This is a genomic window from Fodinicola acaciae, from assembly GCF_010993745.1.
Taxonomy (GTDB): domain Bacteria; phylum Actinomycetota; class Actinomycetes; order Mycobacteriales; family HKI-0501; genus Fodinicola; species Fodinicola acaciae.
Map to the genome: position 1 here is coordinate 3,081,808 of NZ_WOTN01000001.1, position 18,544 is coordinate 3,100,351.

General features: G+C 68.7%; 17 protein-coding genes and 1 pseudogene. 7 read left to right on the plus strand and 11 right to left on the minus strand.

Translation table 11 applies throughout. The features are described from left to right. Positions 1 to 42: 42 nt before the first annotated feature. Positions 43 to 954 carry a GTPase Era gene (gene era / locus GNX95_RS14580; RefSeq protein ID WP_246281602.1) on the minus strand — a complete coding sequence of 304 codons (912 nt, stop codon included), beginning with the start codon at positions 952 to 954 and terminating at the stop codon, positions 43 to 45. A 287-nt stretch (positions 955 to 1,241) separates the two neighbouring features. Here era and GNX95_RS14585 point away from each other — a divergent pair, with 287 nt between their 5' ends. Beyond that, a complete protein-coding gene (locus GNX95_RS14585; RefSeq protein WP_163507606.1) occupies positions 1,242 to 2,267 on the plus strand; it encodes a hypothetical protein in 1,026 nt (341 codons plus the stop codon). Here GNX95_RS14585 and GNX95_RS14590 read toward each other — a convergent pair. Beyond that, on the minus strand, positions 2,264 to 3,109 hold the full coding sequence (locus GNX95_RS14590) for an SAM-dependent methyltransferase (protein WP_163507607.1): 846 nt from the start codon (positions 3,107 to 3,109) through the stop codon (positions 2,264 to 2,266). The two genes, GNX95_RS14585 and GNX95_RS14590, sit on opposite strands and share 4 nt — an antisense overlap. Before the next feature lie 265 nt (positions 3,110 to 3,374). Here GNX95_RS14590 and GNX95_RS14595 point away from each other — a divergent pair, with 265 nt between their 5' ends. Further along, complete coding sequence (locus GNX95_RS14595; protein ID WP_281356909.1) at positions 3,375 to 4,619, plus strand: FAD-dependent oxidoreductase; 1,245 nt, start codon at positions 3,375 to 3,377, stop codon at positions 4,617 to 4,619. 716 nt (positions 4,620 to 5,335) lie between these two features. Here GNX95_RS14595 and speB read toward each other — a convergent pair. Further along, positions 5,336 to 6,277: an agmatinase gene (speB, locus tag GNX95_RS14600; RefSeq protein ID WP_163507608.1), complete on the minus strand. Its 942-nt coding sequence runs from the start codon at positions 6,275 to 6,277 to the stop codon at positions 5,336 to 5,338. Between the two features lie 71 nt (positions 6,278 to 6,348). On the opposite strand from speB, the gene GNX95_RS14605 reads away from it, so the two are divergent. The 5 genes from GNX95_RS14605 (at position 6,349) to GNX95_RS14625 (ending at position 10,537) form a co-directional block, all read left to right on the plus strand. Further along, entirely contained in the window at positions 6,349 to 6,567 is a 219-nt protein-coding gene (locus tag GNX95_RS14605; protein ID WP_163507609.1) for a hypothetical protein, read from the plus strand. Between the two features lie 374 nt (positions 6,568 to 6,941). After that, complete coding sequence (locus GNX95_RS14610) at positions 6,942 to 7,502, plus strand: OsmC family protein (protein WP_163507610.1); 561 nt, start codon at positions 6,942 to 6,944, stop codon at positions 7,500 to 7,502. A 4-nt stretch (positions 7,503 to 7,506) separates the two neighbouring features. Beyond that, positions 7,507 to 8,730, plus strand: a complete 1,224-nt coding sequence (locus GNX95_RS14615; RefSeq protein ID WP_163507611.1) for an NAD(P)-binding domain-containing protein — start codon at positions 7,507 to 7,509, stop codon at positions 8,728 to 8,730. 204 nt (positions 8,731 to 8,934) lie between these two features. After that, positions 8,935 to 9,780 (plus strand): poly(ethylene terephthalate) hydrolase family protein, encoded by an 846-nt coding sequence (locus GNX95_RS14620; protein WP_163507612.1) that lies wholly within the window; start codon positions 8,935 to 8,937, stop codon positions 9,778 to 9,780. 58 nt (positions 9,781 to 9,838) lie between these two features. Then, complete coding sequence (locus tag GNX95_RS14625; RefSeq protein WP_222853577.1) at positions 9,839 to 10,537, plus strand: PP2C family protein-serine/threonine phosphatase; 699 nt, start codon at positions 9,839 to 9,841, stop codon at positions 10,535 to 10,537. Here the strand turns inward: GNX95_RS14625 and GNX95_RS14630 are convergent. The 8 genes and pseudogenes from GNX95_RS14630 to GNX95_RS14665 form a co-directional block, all read right to left on the minus strand. Then, entirely contained in the window at positions 10,530 to 10,853 is a 324-nt protein-coding gene (locus GNX95_RS14630; RefSeq protein ID WP_163507613.1) for a cytidine deaminase, read from the minus strand. The genes GNX95_RS14625 and GNX95_RS14630 overlap by 8 nt on opposite strands. A gap of 96 nt (positions 10,854 to 10,949) precedes the next feature. Further along, a complete protein-coding gene (locus GNX95_RS14635) occupies positions 10,950 to 12,254 on the minus strand; it encodes a hemolysin family protein (RefSeq protein WP_163507614.1) in 1,305 nt (434 codons plus the stop codon). Positions 12,255 to 12,273: 19 nt separating this feature from the next. Then, positions 12,274 to 12,729: pseudogene (gene ybeY, locus GNX95_RS14640) on the minus strand (rRNA maturation RNase YbeY); the annotation flags it as partial. 9 nt (positions 12,730 to 12,738) lie between these two features. Continuing rightward, positions 12,739 to 14,886 (minus strand): PhoH family protein, encoded by a 2,148-nt coding sequence (locus GNX95_RS14645; protein ID WP_222853578.1) that lies wholly within the window; start codon positions 14,884 to 14,886, stop codon positions 12,739 to 12,741. Positions 14,887 to 15,047: 161 nt separating this feature from the next. Then, on the minus strand, positions 15,048 to 16,382 hold the full coding sequence (locus GNX95_RS14650; protein WP_163507616.1) for a serine hydrolase domain-containing protein: 1,335 nt from the start codon (positions 16,380 to 16,382) through the stop codon (positions 15,048 to 15,050). Continuing rightward, positions 16,379 to 16,723 carry a histidine triad nucleotide-binding protein gene (locus GNX95_RS14655; RefSeq protein ID WP_163507617.1) on the minus strand — a complete coding sequence of 115 codons (345 nt, stop codon included), beginning with the start codon at positions 16,721 to 16,723 and terminating at the stop codon, positions 16,379 to 16,381. Before GNX95_RS14655 ends, GNX95_RS14650 begins: the two co-directional genes overlap by 4 nt. Before the next feature lie 26 nt (positions 16,724 to 16,749). Continuing rightward, positions 16,750 to 17,745: a LacI family DNA-binding transcriptional regulator gene (locus tag GNX95_RS14660; protein ID WP_222853579.1), complete on the minus strand. Its 996-nt coding sequence runs from the start codon at positions 17,743 to 17,745 to the stop codon at positions 16,750 to 16,752. A gap of 46 nt (positions 17,746 to 17,791) precedes the next feature. Continuing rightward, a complete protein-coding gene (locus GNX95_RS14665; RefSeq protein ID WP_163507618.1) occupies positions 17,792 to 18,433 on the minus strand; it encodes a hypothetical protein in 642 nt (213 codons plus the stop codon). Positions 18,434 to 18,544 lie beyond the last annotated feature (111 nt).

The following is an 18,544-nucleotide window of genomic DNA, read 5'->3' on the forward strand; positions in this document are numbered from 1 at the left end:
TGCGTGCGCTGGACGCACGCATGGTGGCCATGCGACCAAACGTCAGAAGCCGAGGCGGCGCAGCTGGCGCGGGTCGCGCTGCCACTCCTTGGCGACCTTGACGTGCAGGTCGAGATAGACCCGGCGGCCGAGCAGCTCCTCGATGGCCGCGCGCGCGGTGCTGCCGACCTCCTTCATCCGCGACCCACCGGCGCCGAGCACGATCGCTTTCTGGCTGTTGCGCTCGACGTAGACGGTCGCGTGCACGTCCACCAGCGACGTCTCCGAGTCGTCGCGCGGCGTCATCTCCTCGACGGTGACGGCGAGCGAGTGCGGCAGCTCGTCGCGTACGCCTTCCAGCGCCGCCTCGCGGATCAGCTCGGCCACCATCGCGTCGGTCGGCTCGTCGGTGACCTCGCCGTCCGGATACAGCGGCGGCGACTCGGGCAGCTGCCGGACCAGCAGGTCGGCGAACAGCTCGACCTGGTCACCGGCGACCGCGGACAGCGGCACGATGTCGGCGAACTCGACCCCGGCCGTCTCCCCCAGCCGCTGTACGGCCATCAGCTGCTCGGCGAGCTTCGGCGGAGTGACGGTGTCGGTCTTGGTGACCACGGCGAACTTCGTCGCGCGCTTGAGGCCGGCGATGTCGGCGGCGATCCGCCGGTCGCCTGGCCCGATCGGCTCGTTGGCCGGAATGCACAACACCACCGCGTCGACCTCCGACCAGGTCGTCCGCACCAGGTCGTTGAGCCGCTGGCCGAGCAGCGTACGCGGCTTGTGCAGGCCGGGGGTGTCGACCAGGACGATCTGCGCGTCCGGCCGGTGCACGATGCCGCGGATCGCGTGCCGGGTCGTCTGCGGCTTGCTGCTGGTGATCGCCACCTTGCGGCCGACCAGCGCGTTGATCAGCGTCGACTTGCCGGTGTTGGGCCTGCCCACCAGACACACGAAGCCTGCCCTGTAGTCACTCACCTGGCCATCATCCCGTACGGGCGATGTCACGCGCGGTCCGCGTCCGGCTTTCTTGACTTGCTCCAGTGTGGAGTGTTGGATCGGCGGGACGGCGGCAAAACCGTCACGGGCCAGCGGCCGCGATGAGAACCCCCTCCTCATCGCGGCCGCTCTGTATGTCCATCTGACAAGGCAGATTTTCCATGCGCCACGAGAATGTCGGGTTCCGCCGGCCTGCTGTGCGCCGCGTCGCCGCGGGACTAAGCTCGTTTCCCGGTGACCGGATCGAGCGGGGGTCGAGGAGCGAGATGGCTGGCAAACGCGCGGTCCACCACGTCGGCAGCATGCCGCTGGACATGCGTACGGCCGACGAGGCGATGCGGCTCATCCTGGACGTGGCCGGACCACACCTGCGGTCGCTGCCGGACGGCGAGCCCGGCCGCAACTACGTCCAGCCGGTGGTCGACGGTTTCGCCCGGCATCCGGCCTTCCAGCAGACCGGCACCGGCGACTGGTCCACATTGGACAAACGCACCACGTACAAGGTGCGGCGCGGTCACCGGATCGACGAGAAGCCGCTCGACGACTTCCTGCTCTACCTGGCCAGCGGCGTCGACTCATGGCCGGTTTTCCAGCGGCTGCGCGAAGAGTACGTGCGGCCTGAGCTGTCCTACCAGGTCGGCCTGCCGACCGACTTCGTGATCGCGTTCATCGCGTTTGGTCCCGGCCGCGCTTTCGCACAGCGCAAGGCGTTCCTGGACGCCAGCCTGCGTGGCATCCAGCGCATCCACGAGTTGGCCGGCGATCAGGTGATCTTCCAGTTGGAGGCGCCGGCCGAGACGCTGCTCACCGCCAAGGCCGGTCCGCTGCGGCCGGTCGCGGCGCGTTACATGGCCAAAGGCATGGCCAACATCGCGCGCAACAGTCCGGTCGGCACGCGTTTCGGCATTCACTTGTGCCTCGGCAGCCTGGAGGACGTGCCGCAGGGCACGGTGCACCACGTCGGCCAGTACGTACCGGTGCTCAACATCGCCAGGGAAATCTGGCCGGCCGACCGGCCGCTGGAATACGTGCACGCCCCGATGTTCAGTCCGCGCGGCCTGGATTACCTGCGTGGGCTGGAAAAACTCGAGGTCGGACCGGAGGTGCGAGTGGCCGCCGGGATCGTCCGCGAGGAGCGGCCGTACGAGGAACAGGTGGCGCTGTTGACGCGAGCCGAGGACGCACTCGGTCACGCCGTCGACGTGAGCGCGGTGTGCGGGCTCGGCCGGCGTACGAACGCAGCCGCGGCGAAAGCGGCTCTGCAGCGCGCCGTCGCCTTGGCCACCTGCTAGGGCTTACGCGCCACCACGCCGAGTGCGAGGTCGGCCTCCGGTGGCGTACGGGTCACCGCCGGGCCGTCCGGCCACCACTGACTGAGCTTGACCAGACCGGGATCCAGCAGCTCCAGGCCGTCGACGTAGGACAGCAGCTGCGCGTACGACCGCAGGGTCAGCGACGGGACGGCTGCCTTTTTCAGCGTCTGCTCGACCTTGCGGCCGAGCGCGTAGTTGGCGCTGTCCTTCTCCGGCATGCACATCGCGGCCATCGCGTAATAGGAGCCCGGTGCCAGCCGGTCCAGATACTGCTTCACGAAGTCGACGGGGTGCTGCGCCTCGGTGAACAGGTGCATGATGCCGACGTGCAGCAGGCCGACCGGCCGGTCGAAGTCCAGGTGCGCGGTCACCGCCGGGTCGTTGAGCAGCAGATCGGGACGGCTCAGGTCGCCACCGATGAAATGCGTCCGGTCGTTTTCCTCCAGCACCGCCTTGCCGTGCGCGATCACCACTGGGTCGTTGTCGACGTAGACCACCGTGGCGTCGGAGTTGACCTGCTGCGCGATCTCGTGTGTGTTCTGCGTGGTCGGCAACCCGGAGCCGCAGTCCAGGAACTGGTCGACACCGGCAGGACCGGCCAGGAAGCGCACCACGCGCACCAGCCATTTCCGCTGTTCCCTGACGATCAGCGGCAACGCCGGCGCGAATTGCGAGATCTGGTTGAAAACCGCGCGGTCGACCTCGAAGTTGTCCTTGCCGCCGAGGAAAAGATCGAAGACGCGAGCATGAGAAGGCTTGGTGGTGTCGATCGGACCGGGGACGAACCCCCCGCCGACCGCGGACTCGCCAGCACTCGACATTTACGTGCCCCACTCTTTTGGTTCCGCGACCAATGCCGAAGATCTGTTGGCCGCGAAAGCATTCTACCGGGCCGGCACGTTTCCCCGCGAACCGATCCGAAAAGACGTCTTGTCGCTTTGACGGCATGGCACCGCCAACGTCCCCCGACTGGCCTCACAGTCAGGATAGTCGACCCCACCGTCCGCTGATTTGCCAGCCCGGTCATTGTACGGTGAGATAGCTGCGGATCACTCGCGGTCGCAGCTGCGAACAAAGGTGGGTGCTGTGTCCAGTCCTCCCCAGCGCACCGGTTGCCTGGTCGTCGGCGGCGGTCCAGCCGGGATGGTGCTCGGGTTGTTGCTGGCCAGAGCCGGTGTCGAGGTCACCGTGTTGGAGAAGCATCCGGACTTCCTCCACGACTTCCGTGGCGACACCGTGCATCCCTCGACGCTGACTTTGGTCGACGAGCTCGGCCTGGCGGAGAAGTTCGACAAGGTGCCGCACCGCGACCTGAGCATCCTGAGCTTCGCCATCGGCGGCAAGGTCGTACAGTTCGCCGACTTCAGCCACATCCACTGGCCGCACAAGGTGGTCAGGATGGTCCCGCAGTGGGACTTCCTCAGCCTGCTCGCCGACGAAGCGGCCACCGAGCCGAAATTCCAGCTGTTGATGGAAACCAAGGTCACCGAGCTGCTGCGCGACGGCGACCGGGTGACCGGCGTACGCTATGTCAGCGCCGCCGGCCAGACCGGCGAGATCCACGCGCCGCTGACGGTCGGCTGCGACGGCCGGCACTCGCTCGTACGCGACCTGGCCGGACTGCCGGTGCACGACATCCGCGTACCGGTCGACTCCTGGTGGCTGACCGTGCCGCGCGGCGACGACACCGACATCGAAGGCGGCGTCGGCATGTTCTTCCCCGGCCGGATGTTCGTGCTGATCGACCGCGGCGACAGCTGGCAGATCGCATACCTTTTCCCGAAAGGCGACAACGAAAAACTCCGCCAGCGGCCAATCGCCGCGCTGCGGCAGGAGATCGCCGACCTGATCCCCTGGCTGGCTGGATCGGTCAGCGCGCTGCAATCCTGGGACCAGGTGCCGTTCCTCGACATCAAAGTCAACCGCCTGCGCCGCTGGCACGCGCCAGGCGTACTCTGCATCGGCGACGCCGCACACGCGATGTCCCCGGCCGGCGGCCCCGGCGTCAACCTCGCCGTACAGGACGCCGTCGCCACCGCGCGCCTGCTCGCGCCGAGCCTGCTTCGCGGTGAGGTAACGGAAAAAGACCTCGCCAAGGTCCGCGCTCGCCGCGCGTATCCGACCTGGGTCCTGCAGACGCTGCAGGGTTTGTTGCACCGGCTGGTTTTCGAGCCGGTGCTGGCCGCGAAAGGCGAGCTGAAAGTGCCGCTGGCCGCTCGGATCATCGTGCGGTATCCGTGGCTTGGGCGCTATCCGGCTCATCTGATCGGCGTCGGGCCGCGGCCGGAGCACGCGCCGGAGTTTGCGCGGAGGCCGGCGCGGGTCAGTTGAGGGTGTCTTTGGTGCGGTGGTTGGGTTTTCTGTTTGTTGCGTTGGGTGGGTGGTGGGTTTGTCCCCTGCGGCGGGCGCGCTCCTGCGCGGAGGGCGACCTCAAGGGAGGCGGCGCGGGAACGCCAATCATCTGCATTGGGGGTGCGGGCGGCGGTTGCGGGCGGGGCTGGGTTTTCTGGCCTTGCTCGTTCTCCCCGTCGACATGGACGCCATCACAGCGTCCGGGGTGGTGCTGGCGTGACTGGTGGGGCTGATAATGCGGGTGACGCGGGCTGGCTGCTTAATACTTGTTTAACAAGACATCAAAACCGACATTTGTTGCAACCTAGCAGTCACAACAGCATTACCAGCCTCAATAATCACACTCGTCACAGCCTCAGAGGGTCGCCGCGGCGTGAAGGCCCTGCTTCTTGCGTCCGACGCAAGAAACTCGACATTCATGCCATCCGCGACCCGGGCAATCCAGACATTTAGCGTTCCACACACCTTCCGTCCCACATACTGGACCCTCACGCCACCCACCGAGACGCCACCGCAGCTCCGGCGCCCCCAAGCCACGCTCCTGGTCCGGTTTGTCCGTTCCGTCGGCGAGCCTTGCTTGAGCACATTCTGGCCGGGCCTGCCGCGTACGAAACCCAACCACCCACCCAACCGCAACAATCAGAAAACCCAACCACCTATCCCCCAGGCCCTACCTCGCCTCAAACCCTAGACCACTAACCCGCATTTTTGAGGGACAGTACGGAAAGCAGCTCATAGCAGACGTGAGCCGCGGCGATCCCGGTGATCTCGGCGTGGTCGTACGCCGGCGCCACTTCCACGATGTCGGCACCGACGACATTCACGCCGGCGAGGCCGCGCAGCATCGCGAGCAGTTCGCGGCTCAGCAGTCCGCCGGACTCCGGAGTGCCGGTGCCCGGCGCGAAAGCCGGGTCGAGCACGTCGATGTCGACCGACACGTAGACCGGCCGATTCCCCAGTCTGGTACGGATTTTCTCGATGCTGGCGGCCACGCCGAGATCGGCGGCCTCGACTGTGGACAGCACCTGGAAGCCGAGCGTACGGTCGTCGGCCAGATCCGACTCGCCATAGAGCGGACCGCGAATTCCAGTGTGCAAACAGCCTTCCGGATCGAGCAGGCCTTCCTCGGAGGCGCGCCGAAACGGCGTGCCGTGGGTGTACGGCGCGTCGAAATACGTGTCCCAGGTGTCCAGATGGGCGTCGAAATGCAGCACCGCGATCGGCCCATGCGACGCATGCAGCGCACGCAGCGACGGCAACGCGATCGTATGGTCGCCGCCAAGCAACATCGGCACAGCCGAGCTCGCGAGAATGTCGCGTACTCCGCGCTCGATCTCACCGATCGCATCCGTGATGGAAAACGGATTCGCAACGATATCCCCGATGTCGGCGACCTGCTGGACGTCGAACGGCGACGTGCGCAGCTCCGGATTGTATTGCCGAAGCAACCGCGACGACTGCCGGATGTGCTGCGGTCCAAAACGCGCACCCGGCCGATAGCTCACGCCACTGTCGAACGGGACACCGGCGATCGCCACGTCGATGGTGGTGACCTCGTCGGCGCGCGGCAGTCGAGCGAAGGTGGCCGGGCCGGCGAACCGGGGCACGTCCCGGCCGCTGGCGGGTCCCACTGGCATGGCGGCTCCCGAAAACGGCGTGTCGTGACGGTACCCGAAAGTGTCGCGGCGCGACCGGCCTGACCAAGTCGTTGCTGTCCAAGCTGGAACGCGACACCGCCAATGCCGCGGTCGCCTCACTGCTGCGCGTCTGCGACGCGCTCGGCCTGCGGCCCGGCACGCTCTTCGACCCGCCGAGGTGGCGCACCTTGCTCGCCGGCACGCTGGAGAACACCATCGGCGCCGGCGTACACCGGCGACACGCCCACCTTCCAGCCGCGCGAGCCGCGTCGCTGGCGCAATCCGTCTGACGACGTCACCGTCGTGCTCTGGACCCTGACGCCGGCGCCGTGACCCGCCGCGCCATTGTCCGGCACGCTTTGCCGTGGCATTCTGATTGCGCTCGGCAATCAGATGCCGGTCGGTGAGCCCGGAAAGGAGTGCGTCATGGCCACGAAGCACGACAGTGGCTTGCGACGCACGGACCGTGGCGTGGCACTGACCAGCCGCCGGCACATCGACTTCGCGCGCGTCTTCAGCGCCGGCTGTCGCTGATTTTCCTTCCGCACGGCGGTTGTTTCGCCGTGCCGTTCACCCGGCGTACGCACAACGACCGAGGACACCTCCAGCCAGCCGGCTGCTCTTCCACCGAACCGACGACGGTTCATCCCGAGAGGAAATCCGCATGACCACGACCGAATCGCCAGTCGACAACGGCGTCAACGTCGAGGCGCTGCTCGGCGCGCGCCAGGCCTTCGGCGACAGCCCGGAGATCGCCAAGTTCACCTGGCGCGCGACCAACTCGTGGGTCAGGGGCACCCACAGCAAGTCCAGCGTCCAGACCTTCTACGGCCTGTCCGCCGAGCAGCGGCACAAGGCGAAGTTCGAGTTCGACGCCGACCACCCCGAGGTGTTCGCGGCCGAGGACAACGGCGTCACGCCGGTCGAGTTCGTGCTGGTCGCGCTCGGCAGCTGCCTCACCGCCGGCATCGCCGCGGTCGCACAGCAGCGCAACATCCAGCTGCGCTCGGTGAAGGCGACCATCGAGGCCGACTTCGACCTGCACGGCATCCTCGGCGCCGACCCGGACGTACGCAATGGCTTCAGCGACGTGCGCGTCTCGTACGACATCGACGCCGACGCGAGCTCCGAGGAGGTCCAGGCGCTGGTCGCGCAGTCGCAGAAAAGGTCGGCGGTCTATGACATCCTGACCAACCCGACCAACGTCACCGTGAACGTCAACTAGGTCAGTGCCGACAGTCACGACGCTCGTCGTCGGGGCCGGCCACTGCGGCCTCGCGATCAGCCGCCACCTCGCCGAGCGCTCCATCGACCACGTGGTCGTCGAGCGCGGCGAGGTGGCGCACTCCTGGCGTACGCAGCGGTGGGACTCGTTCCGGCTGCTCACCCCCAACTGGATGACCCGGCTGCCGGGTTACGCGTACGGCGGCGACGACCCGGACGGCTATCAGACCGCGGCCGAGCTGGCCGGCCTGATCGGCGACTATGCCAAGGTGTCCGGCGCGCCGGTGCTGGCCAACACGACGGTCGAGTCGGTGCGACCGGCCGACGGCGGTTTCGTCGTACGCACCGACCAGGACGTGTGGCACGCGCGGACGGTCGTGCTGGCCTCCGGCGCGCACAACGTGGCTCGCCTGCCGCCGGTGGCCGAGGCGCTGCCGGCTGATCTCGCCACCATGACGGCACTGGACTATCGGAGTCCAGACCAGCTGCCTGACGGTGGCGTGCTGGTGGTCGGTGCGTCCTCGACCGGCATCCAGATCGCCAACGAGCTGCACCGCTCCGGCCGGCCCGTGACGCTCGCGGTCGGCGAGCACGTACGCATGTCGCGGACCTATCGCGGCCGCGACATCCTGTGGTGGATGGACGCGGCCGGCGTGTTCGATGAGCGCTATGACCAGGTGCCGGACCTGCTGCGCGCCAGGAACCTGCCGTCGATGCAGCTGGTCGGTACGCCGGAGCGGACCACGATCGACCTCAACTCGCTCACCGGCATCGGCGTACGACTGGCCGGCCGGCTGGCCGGCGTACGCGATGGCCGTGCGCTGTTTTCCGGCTCGCTGCCAAACGTGTGCGCGCTGGCCGATCTCAAGCTCGGCCGGCTGCTGGACACGTTCGACAACTGGGCCGACGAGACCGGCTTCACCGACTGCGACGCGATCGAACGGTTCGCGCCGACCCAGTTGCCGGCGCAGGCGCCGCTGACGCTGGACCTGTCGCGCGGCGAGATCCGCGGCGTCGTGTGGGCCACCGGTTTCCGGCCCGACTGGTCCTGGCTCGACGTGCCGGTGCTCGACCGCAAAGGCCAGGTCAAGCACGACGGCGGGGTGACCGGCTGGCCGGGTCTCTATGTCATCGGCATGCCATTTCTGCGCCGCCGCCGGTCCAGCCTGATCGACGGCGCCGCCGCCGACGCGGCCGATCTCACCGCACATCTCACCGCACAGCTCTAGACGATGCCACGGCGGCGCTCTTGGGTCACTTGTGTGCGTCCGACCTGAACAACTGGTAACGAAAGCGGGCACTGACCTGCGCGTACGCCGGTCGCCGCTCGCTGTGAACGTGAACAGGCTTGAATATTCAGTCATGTCTTACCAGCGAGTAATCGCACGGCCTATGGTCAGCTGCGTTCCCGCACCCCTCACGATGGAGGACGAATGCGACGATCCGCGGCTGTGCTGGCCACCGTGCTGGCAATGGTGACCTCGACGCTGGTAGCCGTACTGTTCGGTCAACCCAGCCATGCGACCAGCGTTCCGGCCAGTTATTACGAGAACGACGGGCCGCATGGCGTCACGGTTTCCCAGGAGGGACCGGACGAAACCATCTACTACCCCAGTGACATCTCCTCCGCTGCGGCGAAGTATCCCGTACTCATCTGGGGAAACGGCACGGGCGCCACGCCGGCCGTGTACGACGCCGCCTTGCGCCACTGGGCGTCGTGGGGCATTGTCGTCGCCGCGGCGAACACCACGCAATCGGGCACCGGCCGGGAAATGCTCGCCGGCGCGCGCTATCTGATCGATGAGGGAAACCGGTCCGGCAGCAAGTTCTACGGCCGGATCGACGGCGACAAGGTCGGTGCCGCCGGCCATTCGCAGGGTGGTGGCGGCACGATCGCGGCGGCGGCGGATCCACTGGTGAAGGCCAGCTCGCCGATCGAGCCGGGCCCGCAGGGATCCGTGCCGATGATGAAGGGACCGGCGCTGTTCATCGCCGGCCAACTCGACTACATCGTGCCGTCGCCCTACGTACGTGGTCGCTATTCCACAGCGACCCAGATTCCGGCGGTTTTCGCCGAGCTGGCCGGCTCCGACCACTTCTTCCCCGGTGCCACGCGTATCCGCCTGATCGGCGTCGAGACCGCCTGGTTCCGCTACTGGCTGGCCGGCGACGAGCAGGCACGTGGGATTTTCTTCGGCCCAACCGCCGACTGCGGGATCTGCAACGACCGTACGGCCTGGTCGTCGGTCGACCGCAACGCGAAAGCCCGCGCGGTCTGAGCGTCGACAACGGCGCCGAGCCGGCCCGCCAGCTGGCTCGGCGCTACTCTGCTACCTCGTGGAGATCGCCAGCGGCACCGACATCGGCCACAAATATCGCGAGAACTACGACGTGCTGCATGTCGATCTTGAGCCGCCGCTGATCGTCGTCGCGGACGGGATGGGTGACGGCGACGGCAGCCGCGCGGCTGGTCGTACGACCGCAGAGGTCTTGGTGCCGGCGCTGCGCGCGATCCGGACCGTGACACCGGAAGCGTTGCGGGCCGCCGTCTACGAGACCGCCGCGGCCGTACGCGCGGCCGGTGCGCGTATCCCCGGTCTCACCGGTTGCACGCTGGCGGCGATCGTGCCGACCGGACCGACGGCGTGGATCGTGCAGCTCGGCGACAGCCGCGTCTATCGGCTGCGCGAGGGCTGGCTGGAGCTGCTGACCGTCGACCACACGGCCGCCTGGATCGGCCTCACGCACGGCTTCCTGCGCGCCGGAGCGCCGGACACTTTCCGTGCCAGCTATCAGCTTTTCCGCTATCTGGGACATCCGGCCAACCCGGAGCCCGACCTGCTCGCGGTCGAGCTGCGCGCCGGTGACGTGTTGCTGGCCTGCACGGACGGGATCAGCGACCAGCTGACCTACCAGCAGCTCGTCGACATCCTCGGCACCGGCACCTGCGCGGAGATCGTCGCCCGGCTGCTGGCCGCCGCCGAGGCCGCCGGTGGCAACGACAACGCGACCGCCGCGGTGCTGCGCGTCAGCTGATCAGCGTGCCGTCCGGCGCGGCGAGCAGGACCGGAGCCGACGGCGTGAGGTCGTGCACGGCGGCGATGCCGGGGTCGGTGGCGTCGGCGGCCTCGGTGACGATCGCCGCGGCCTCCAACGCGAGCGCGCCGGACGCCACCGCCGCGGCAACGGCGGCCTGCAGAGCCGACAGCGAGAGCGACGGCAACGCGACCGTGCATGCCGCGTACGTGCGGCCGTCGGTGTCGCGTACCGCCGCACCTTCCGCGGCCCCCGTGCGGGCCCGCGCCGAGCGCGCCAGCGTGATGATCTTGGCGTCCTCCGGGTCCAGCTCCACGCCTTCTCCTCCGTCTCAGGTGACCTGCCCGTCGATCATCCCAGTCCCCCGCATCCGAGGACACAATCGGAACCCGATTGCGTCGTCGCCCAGGGCTCAGGTGTGGGCGGGTTCGTCGGTGAGATCGGACTCGTCCGCGGAGGCGCCGGGCAGCCGGCGTACGAGCACGGTGTCGATCCGGTTGCGGCGGCCGCCGGCGCTCTCGGCGGTCAGCTGCAGGCCGGCGACCTCGGCCTGCGCTCCGGGGATCGGCACCAGGCCGAGCGTCTGGGCGAGCAGGCCACCGACGGTCTCGACATCGTCGTCGTCCGGCAGCTGGATCCCCATCAGCTCCTCGAGGTCCTCGACCGACAGCCGCGCGCTGACACGTACGGTGCCGTCGTCCAGGTGCTCGATCGGCGGCGACTCCACGTCGTACTCGTCGGTGATCTCGCCGACGATCTCCTCCAGGATGTCCTCGATGGTGATCAGGCCGGCGGTGCCGCCGTACTCGTCGATCACGATGCCGATGTGGATCCGCCGCGCCTGCATCTCGCGCAGCAGGTCGTCGACCGGCTTGGACTCCGGTACGAACTCCGGCTCGCGCATCGCCGTCGACACCCGCGCGTCGGAGCGGCCGCCGCTGATCGCCATCCGCGCGAGATCCTTGAGATAGACCACGCCGACGATGTCGTCGATGCTCTCGCCGAGCACCGGGATGCGGCTGAAACCGCTGCGCAGAGCCAAAGCCAGGGCCTGCCGCACCGACTTGGTGCTCTCGATCCAGACAATCTCCGTGCGCGGCACCATCACCTCGCGCGCGATCGTGTCGCCGAGCGAGAAGACCGAGTGGATCATGTCGCGTTCTTCGTGCTCGACCACACCGCGCCGCTCGGCGATGTCGACCAGCTCGCGCAGCTCGACCTGGGTGGCGAACGGCCCCTCGCGAAAGCCCCGGCCGGGTGTGACGGCGTTGCCGATCAAGATCAGCAGCTGGCTCAGCGGCGCGAGTACGCGGCCGATCCAGCGCACCGGCCGCGCGGCGATGAGCGCGACCGGATACGAGCGCTGGCGGCCGATGGTCCGCGGGCCGACGCCGACCAGCACGAAGCTGACCACCGTCATGGTGCCGGCGGTGACCAGGCCGGCCAGCCAGCCGACCCCCCACTGCCGGATGGTGAACACCGCGAGCGCGGTCGTCGCGCTCAGCTCACACACCAGTCGCAGCAACAAGAGCAGGCTGATGTGCCTGGCGAACTCCTTGCGGTCGCCGACCAGCGCGGACAGCGCTCGCGAACCGCGTACGCTCTCGCGGACCATCTCGCTGACCCGCGCCGGCGAGACCGCCGCCAGCGCGGCGTCGACCATCGCGAAGGCACCGGCGAGGACGACCAGGCCGACGGCCAGTGCGATGAGCGCCATGTCAGCCCGCCTGGCGACCCGCCTGCCACGCGGCCAGCAGGCGGTTCTGCAGCGCGAACATCTCACGCTCCTCGTCCGGCTCGGCGTGGTCGTAGCCGAGCAGGTGCAGCACGCCGTGCACGGTCAGCAGATGCAGCTCGTCGGCCGCCGAGTGGCCGGCGGTCTTGGCCTGCTCGGCGGCGACCTGCGGACACAGCACGATGTCGCCGAGCAGCGCCGGCTGGTTGCCGAGCGAGTCCGAGCCGGGGCCGCGGTCGACGTCGAGCTCGTCCATCGGAAAGGCCAACACGTCGGTCGGGCCCTTCTTGTCCATCCAGCGGTGGTTGAGCTCGGCCATGTATTCGGGGTCGACGATCAGCACCGACAGCTCGGCCATCGGGTTGACACCCATCTCGTCCAGCGTGTACCGAGCGAGGTCGAGCACCGCGTCGGTGTCGACCTCCTGTCCGGACTCGTTGGATATCTCTATGGACATGCCGGCAGGCTAACGTCCCCGGCCGGACCGCTGTCCACGGACCCGCGACGGACCGCCACGCGGGTCGGCGTGATCGGCATCCCATTTGGCGTACGCGTCGACGATGTCGCTGACCAGCCGGTGCCGTACAACATCGACGCTGGTGAGCCTGGAGAAGTGCACGTCCTCCACACCGTCCAGGATGTCCTGCACGACCCGCAGGCCGGAGGTGGCACCGCCAGGCAGGTCGACCTGCGTCACGTCGCCGGTCACCACGATCTTGGCTCCGAAGCCCAGCCGGGTCAGGAACATCTTCATCTGCTCCGGCGTGGTGTTCTGCGCCTCGTCCAGAATGATGAACGCGTCATTGAGCGTGTTGTGGGTGAGCAGGTATTCCTCGGTGACGTACAGCGAGTCGGCCGCCGCCACCTGGATGCACACGGCGTCGGCCCGGCCGGCCGGCTCGATGCTGTCGATGAACCGCATCGGCCGTCCGCCACCGGTGGCGTCGTACTTCTGCCGCTTGCGTGCCAACCGGAACGGCTGGATGCCTTCCGGCAGCCGGATGTCGATGACGTACGCGTCGTGGTTGTCGCCAACCTCGCGGCCCTTGGCCATGCCGGGCTTGCTGCCCTTGGCGGCCCGGCAGCGCACATATGCCACGCCACCGAGGGAACGGACCAGCGCGATCACGTCATCGCGCAGCAGCGACGACGTCGTCGTGTACTGAATCCGGCATGTCCGGTTGGCCTGGGTGACCGGACCGCCGTCGGTGTCCAGCAGGCCCTGCAGCAGCGCGAGCCGGATCTCGGCGGTGTTGTGCAGGTAGACCTCGGGGATGTATTTCGAGTGCGACCTGGTGCCAAGCAGCCGCAGTGCCCGCAGTGCGCCGGTGACCGGATTCTCCAGCGTGATGACCTCACCAGGCTCACGCACCCGGTTGAGGACATGGTCCACCCGGCTTTCCTGCCGAACCTGGATGCCTTGCACGGCGCTTTCGAGCGCCAGCGCGAGCTCGGGATCGTTGGTCGAGAACGACGGGGTCGTCGAGCCGGTGATGCAGCCGTCGCCGAGCAACAGGCCCAGTGCGTACGGGTCCATCGGGACTTCGCGCTCCGGGTGCTGGACAGGCCCGGTCAGCATCGGCAGCTCGTACCGATGCGCGCGCGCCGCACGCAGATTGCCGATCATTTCCTTGGTCTCAAGCACGCGCCACGGCCTGTCGCGCCGTTTGTCCGCCGCCGTACGCACCGTCCAGAGGTGCTCGCCGCAGCAGAGCACAGAGGCTCCGTCCTGCGCGGTCACTCGATAGATGTCCTTCTCACCCTGTGGGTAGACACCGAGGACCGGCGTCGGCTCACCATCGGAACCGACCACCAGATCGCCGACCCGCAGATCACCGATTGGTCGCCATCCACCGGGCGTCAGGACCGTCGTCGACCGCGGATGCGCCCGACCACGCATATATGCCAGTGGCGCGACTTCGATGGTGCCGGCCGACATCAGCTTCGGGATCGACTCCGGGTCGAGCATGTCGTGCAGCGCGTCGTAGAGCGGCCGCAGATACGGGTCGATCTTCTCGTACAGCGTGCCGGGCAGATAACCGAGTCGCTCGCCGGCCTCCACCGCCGGCCGGGTCAGGATGATCCGGTTGACCTGCTTGGCCTGCAACGCCTGCACGGCCTTGGCCATCGCCAGATAGGTCTTGCCGGTGCCGGCCGGGCCGATGCCGAAGACGATCGTGTGCTTGTCGATCGCGTCGACGTAATGCTTCTGGTTGAGCGTCTTCGGCCGGATCGTACGGCCGCGCCGGGACAGGATGTTGAGCGTCAGCACCTCGGCCGGCCGCTCCTCGGTGCCGGCCTCCAGCATCGCCGCCGTGCGGCGGACGGTGTCCGGAGTGATCTGCTCGCCGCGCTGCAGCACGGTCAGCAGCTCGCCGATCAGCCGCTCCGCGTATGCGTTGTCGGCCGGCGCGCCGGTGAGAGTGATCTCGTTGCCCCGTACGTGCACATCGGCCTTGACGTACTGCTCGATGGCGGTCAGCACCTCGTCGCGGGAGCCCAGCAGGCTCACCATCCGATGGGTGTCGGGCACGACGATCCGGGTCTTGGCCTCGGCCGCTCCGTTGGCACGGGCTGTGTCGGTCGTCTGAACGTTCTCGGATGTGTTGGCCATGGGCTGCCGCAGTGGGCCTGTCTCGCCTGCTTCCCTTTACCCGGCGGGATGTTTGTCGAGTCGATTCTACCGCCGGTAACCGACAGTCCGCCGCCGATAATTCCGCCGTACGGCCGCGGGGACTCCCTGCGTGCGCCTGGCGCGCGCAGGGAGTCCCGCGGTCACTGCTGCTGGTCGAAGGTCTGCTGGTCGCGGGTCACCCGATAGGTGGCCCAGTTCATCCGGGTGACCTTGCCGGCGTCGTCGCGGGTCAGCCGCAGTTGCTCGCCGGCCTCACGACCGGAGACGGTGCGATAAAGATCCCTGGAGACCCGCTCGAAGACGGCCGGCGGCAGCTGCTTCGGCTGGCCGGTGGCGCGTGCCTCCAGGTGGCCGTCGGTCCAGCTGAAGGTGAACTCGGTGCCTTCGGTGAACCAGTGCCCGAGCACGCTGGCCAGCTCGTCCGGCGGCGCGTCGCCGGGGACCCACGGCTCGATGTCGGCCGGGTCCAGCTCGGCGCTGCGTTCGAGCAGCTTGTGCGGCACCACGGTGATCTGGCCGGCGGTGCCGGAGGAGCCGAGCACGGCGGCGCCGGTGCCGGTCGTACGGTCGCAGTAGACGCCGGCGATGAAGCCCGGCATGCCACCGGTGTGGCCGACGTGTACGACGCGGTCGCCGCGCGGGATGACCATCAGGCCGAGGCCGAAGGCACGCTGCCAGTCGGTCTCGTCGGTGACCATCAGCGGATGCACCATCTCGTCCACGGTGGACCGCGCGAGCACCTTCTCGTCCGGCATGGCCAGGAACGCGGCCCAGGTCGCCATGTCGGCCGCCGTGCTCCACAGCTGCGCGGCCGGGTTGACGCCGCCGAAGTTGACGTGCGGCTCCGGACGTACGCGGTCGCTGAAGACGTCGACCAGATAGCCCTGCGCGACCGGCTCCACCGGCTCGACGGTCGTACGCGTCAGGCCGAGCGGCTGGATGAGCCGGTCGACGACCAGCTCCTCCCAGCTGCCGCCGGCCAGCCGCGCGACCAGGTGGCCGAGGATCGCGAAGCCGAGGTTGGAGTAATGGAACCGCCGCGAGGTCGGCAACACCGACTCGACGCGCGCCAGGTCGCTCAGCACCTGGCCGGTGTCCGGCACGTCGAGCGTGTCCCACACGTCGCCGTACGGCTCGCGCGCGAGACCGGAGCTGTGCGAGAGCAACCGACGGATCGTGTGGTCGCCGTGTTGTGGCACGTCGAGGTGCTTGGCGACCGGGTCGTCGAGGTCGAGCAGGCCGGCGTCGCGAGCCTGCATGACCAGCGCGGCGGTGAAGGTCTTGGTGACCGAGCCGATCCGATATTGCGCGTCGACACCTCTGCCGTAGCCGGGAGCGGCCGCCTCGTACGTCCAGACCGGCCGGTCCTTGCGTACCAGCGCGGCGGACACCGCGGGCACCCGGTGGTCGCGCTGGAGCAGCCTGACCTCGCGCTCGTACGCGCTGGTCGCCGCCCTGGGGTGGTCGTCGGTCATCCGGGCGGCCAGCCGAGGTCGCGGCCACCGAGCAGGTGCAGGTGCGCGTGGAAAACGGTCTGGCCGGCGCCTTTTCCGGTGTTGAACACCAGCCGGTAGCCGTCGCCGAGCTTCTCGTCCTCGGTCACCTTCACCGCGCTCGCGAACATGGCGGACAGCAGCGTCGGGTCGTCGGCCAGCACCGCGGCCGCGTCCGGCAGATGGCGCTTGGGCACCACCAGCACGTGCACCGGAGCCTGCGGGTTGACGTCCCGGAACGCCAGCGTCCGCTCGTCGTCGCGCACGACCGTGGCCGGGATGTCCCCGGCCACGATCTTGCAGAACAAGCAGTCATCTGACATGCGGCCGATCCTATGTCGGCCGGTGGTCAGGAGCCGCCGCGGACCAGCATCCGCGTGCGGAGGGTGATCCGGCGCGGTGGACCGGCGGAGCCGGCGATCCGGTCGAAGAGCAGCCGCGCGGCGCGCCGGCCGAGCTCGATCGTGTCGTGGGTGACCAGCGCGATCGGCCGCGGCAGCAGGTCGGCCAGCTCCACGTCGTCGAAGCCGGCCAGGCCGGCCTCCGTGCGGACCCGCCGGATGGCGTGCAGCGCGCCGACGGTCATCCGGTTGTTGTCGGCGAAGATCGCGTCGGCCTTGGTCGGACCGTTGAGCAGCTCGGCAACGGTTTCCTCGGCGGCCTCGGCGGTGTGGTTGCCGAAGCGTACGAGCGCCTCGTCGAACTCCAGACCGCCGGCCTTCAGCGCCTGCTTGTAGCCGGCCAGCCGGTGGTGGCCGGTGACGACCGCCGGATCGCCGCCGACATAGCCGATCCGCCGGTGTCCGGCCCGCACCAGATAGTCGACCGCACGCACCGCGCCGGCCTTGTTGTCGAGCACCACGGCGTCGGCGCGTACGCCACGCGGCGCGCGGTCGACGTAGACGATCGGGGCCCAGCGGGACAGCTCGGTGTGCAGGTCGGCGTGGTCGTGCGCGGTCGGTACGACCAGCAGGCCGTCGACGCGCCGGCGTACCAGCTCCTGCACCAGGTCGCGCTCACGCTCGAAGTCCAGGCCGCTGTTGCCGACGATCAGCATGTGGCCGTGCTCGCGTACGACGTCCTCCGCGCCGCGCGCGATAGCCGAGAAAAACGGGTTGGCGATGTCGGCGATGACCAGGCCGATCGTGTCGGAGGTCTGGCCCGGCCGCAGCGCACGCGCGGCCTCGTTGCGCTGGAAGCCGAGCTCGGCGATCGCCTCCACGACCCGCGACCGGGTGTCGGGGTGCACATAGCGCTCGTTGTTGACGACCCGCGACACCGTGCTGACGCTGACCCCGGCGACTCTGGCCACGTCGTGCATCGTTGGGGTCGGCTGGGTCGGCACTCCGGCACCTTTCAGGTGAAAGTCGTTGCCGGAAGCCTAGACGCCGCTAGCGCAGCGCGGCTCGCGGTGTCGCCGGTGTCGCCACCTCGCTGCGCAGCAGCCGTACGCCGAGTGGCGCGAGGCCGGCCAGCAGGCAGCCGGCGGCGACCGGGATCAGGTCGAGGCTGATGCCGGGCAGCACCGCGCCGGCACCGATCAGCGCCGCGCTGACGACCGCGATCCGCCGGTCGGTGCGGGCGGTGAGCAGCACGGCGAAGGCGACCAGCGCGACGTAGAACAGCACCGGGCCGGCCAGGTAGACGGCCAGCTCGACGCCGGGGATGGCCTGGACGCGGTGAAATGCCGCGGTCATCGCCGCGCGGCTGGTCGACTGCAGGCCGACCACCAGGTCGAGGAAGACCTGCACCAGCGACGCCAGCAGGCCGAGCCACGCGACGATCGCGGTCAGGTCGGTCGCCAAGGCACGCCAGCCGGCCGTACGTGCCTGCCGGCGCAGCTCGGCGACGACCAGGACGAAGAGCGCCAGGCCGACCAGAAACAGCAGGTGGCTGGTCGTCCACAGGCCACCGGGACCATGCCCGCTGTCCAGCAGTCGGATCACGCCGTAGACGAGCACGAAAACCGGCGCCGCGAGCATCGCCATCCCGGCGGCCCGTCGTGCGCTGCCGTCCGGCCAGGTAGTCGTCATGGTTTCTCAGCATCGTCCGCGCGACGGGCCCTCTCATCCGGGAAATCCCCGGGATGTTCCCTGATCTGGAGTGTCTGCGTACGGCCAAACCCCGGCATCCGCGGCCGGCGA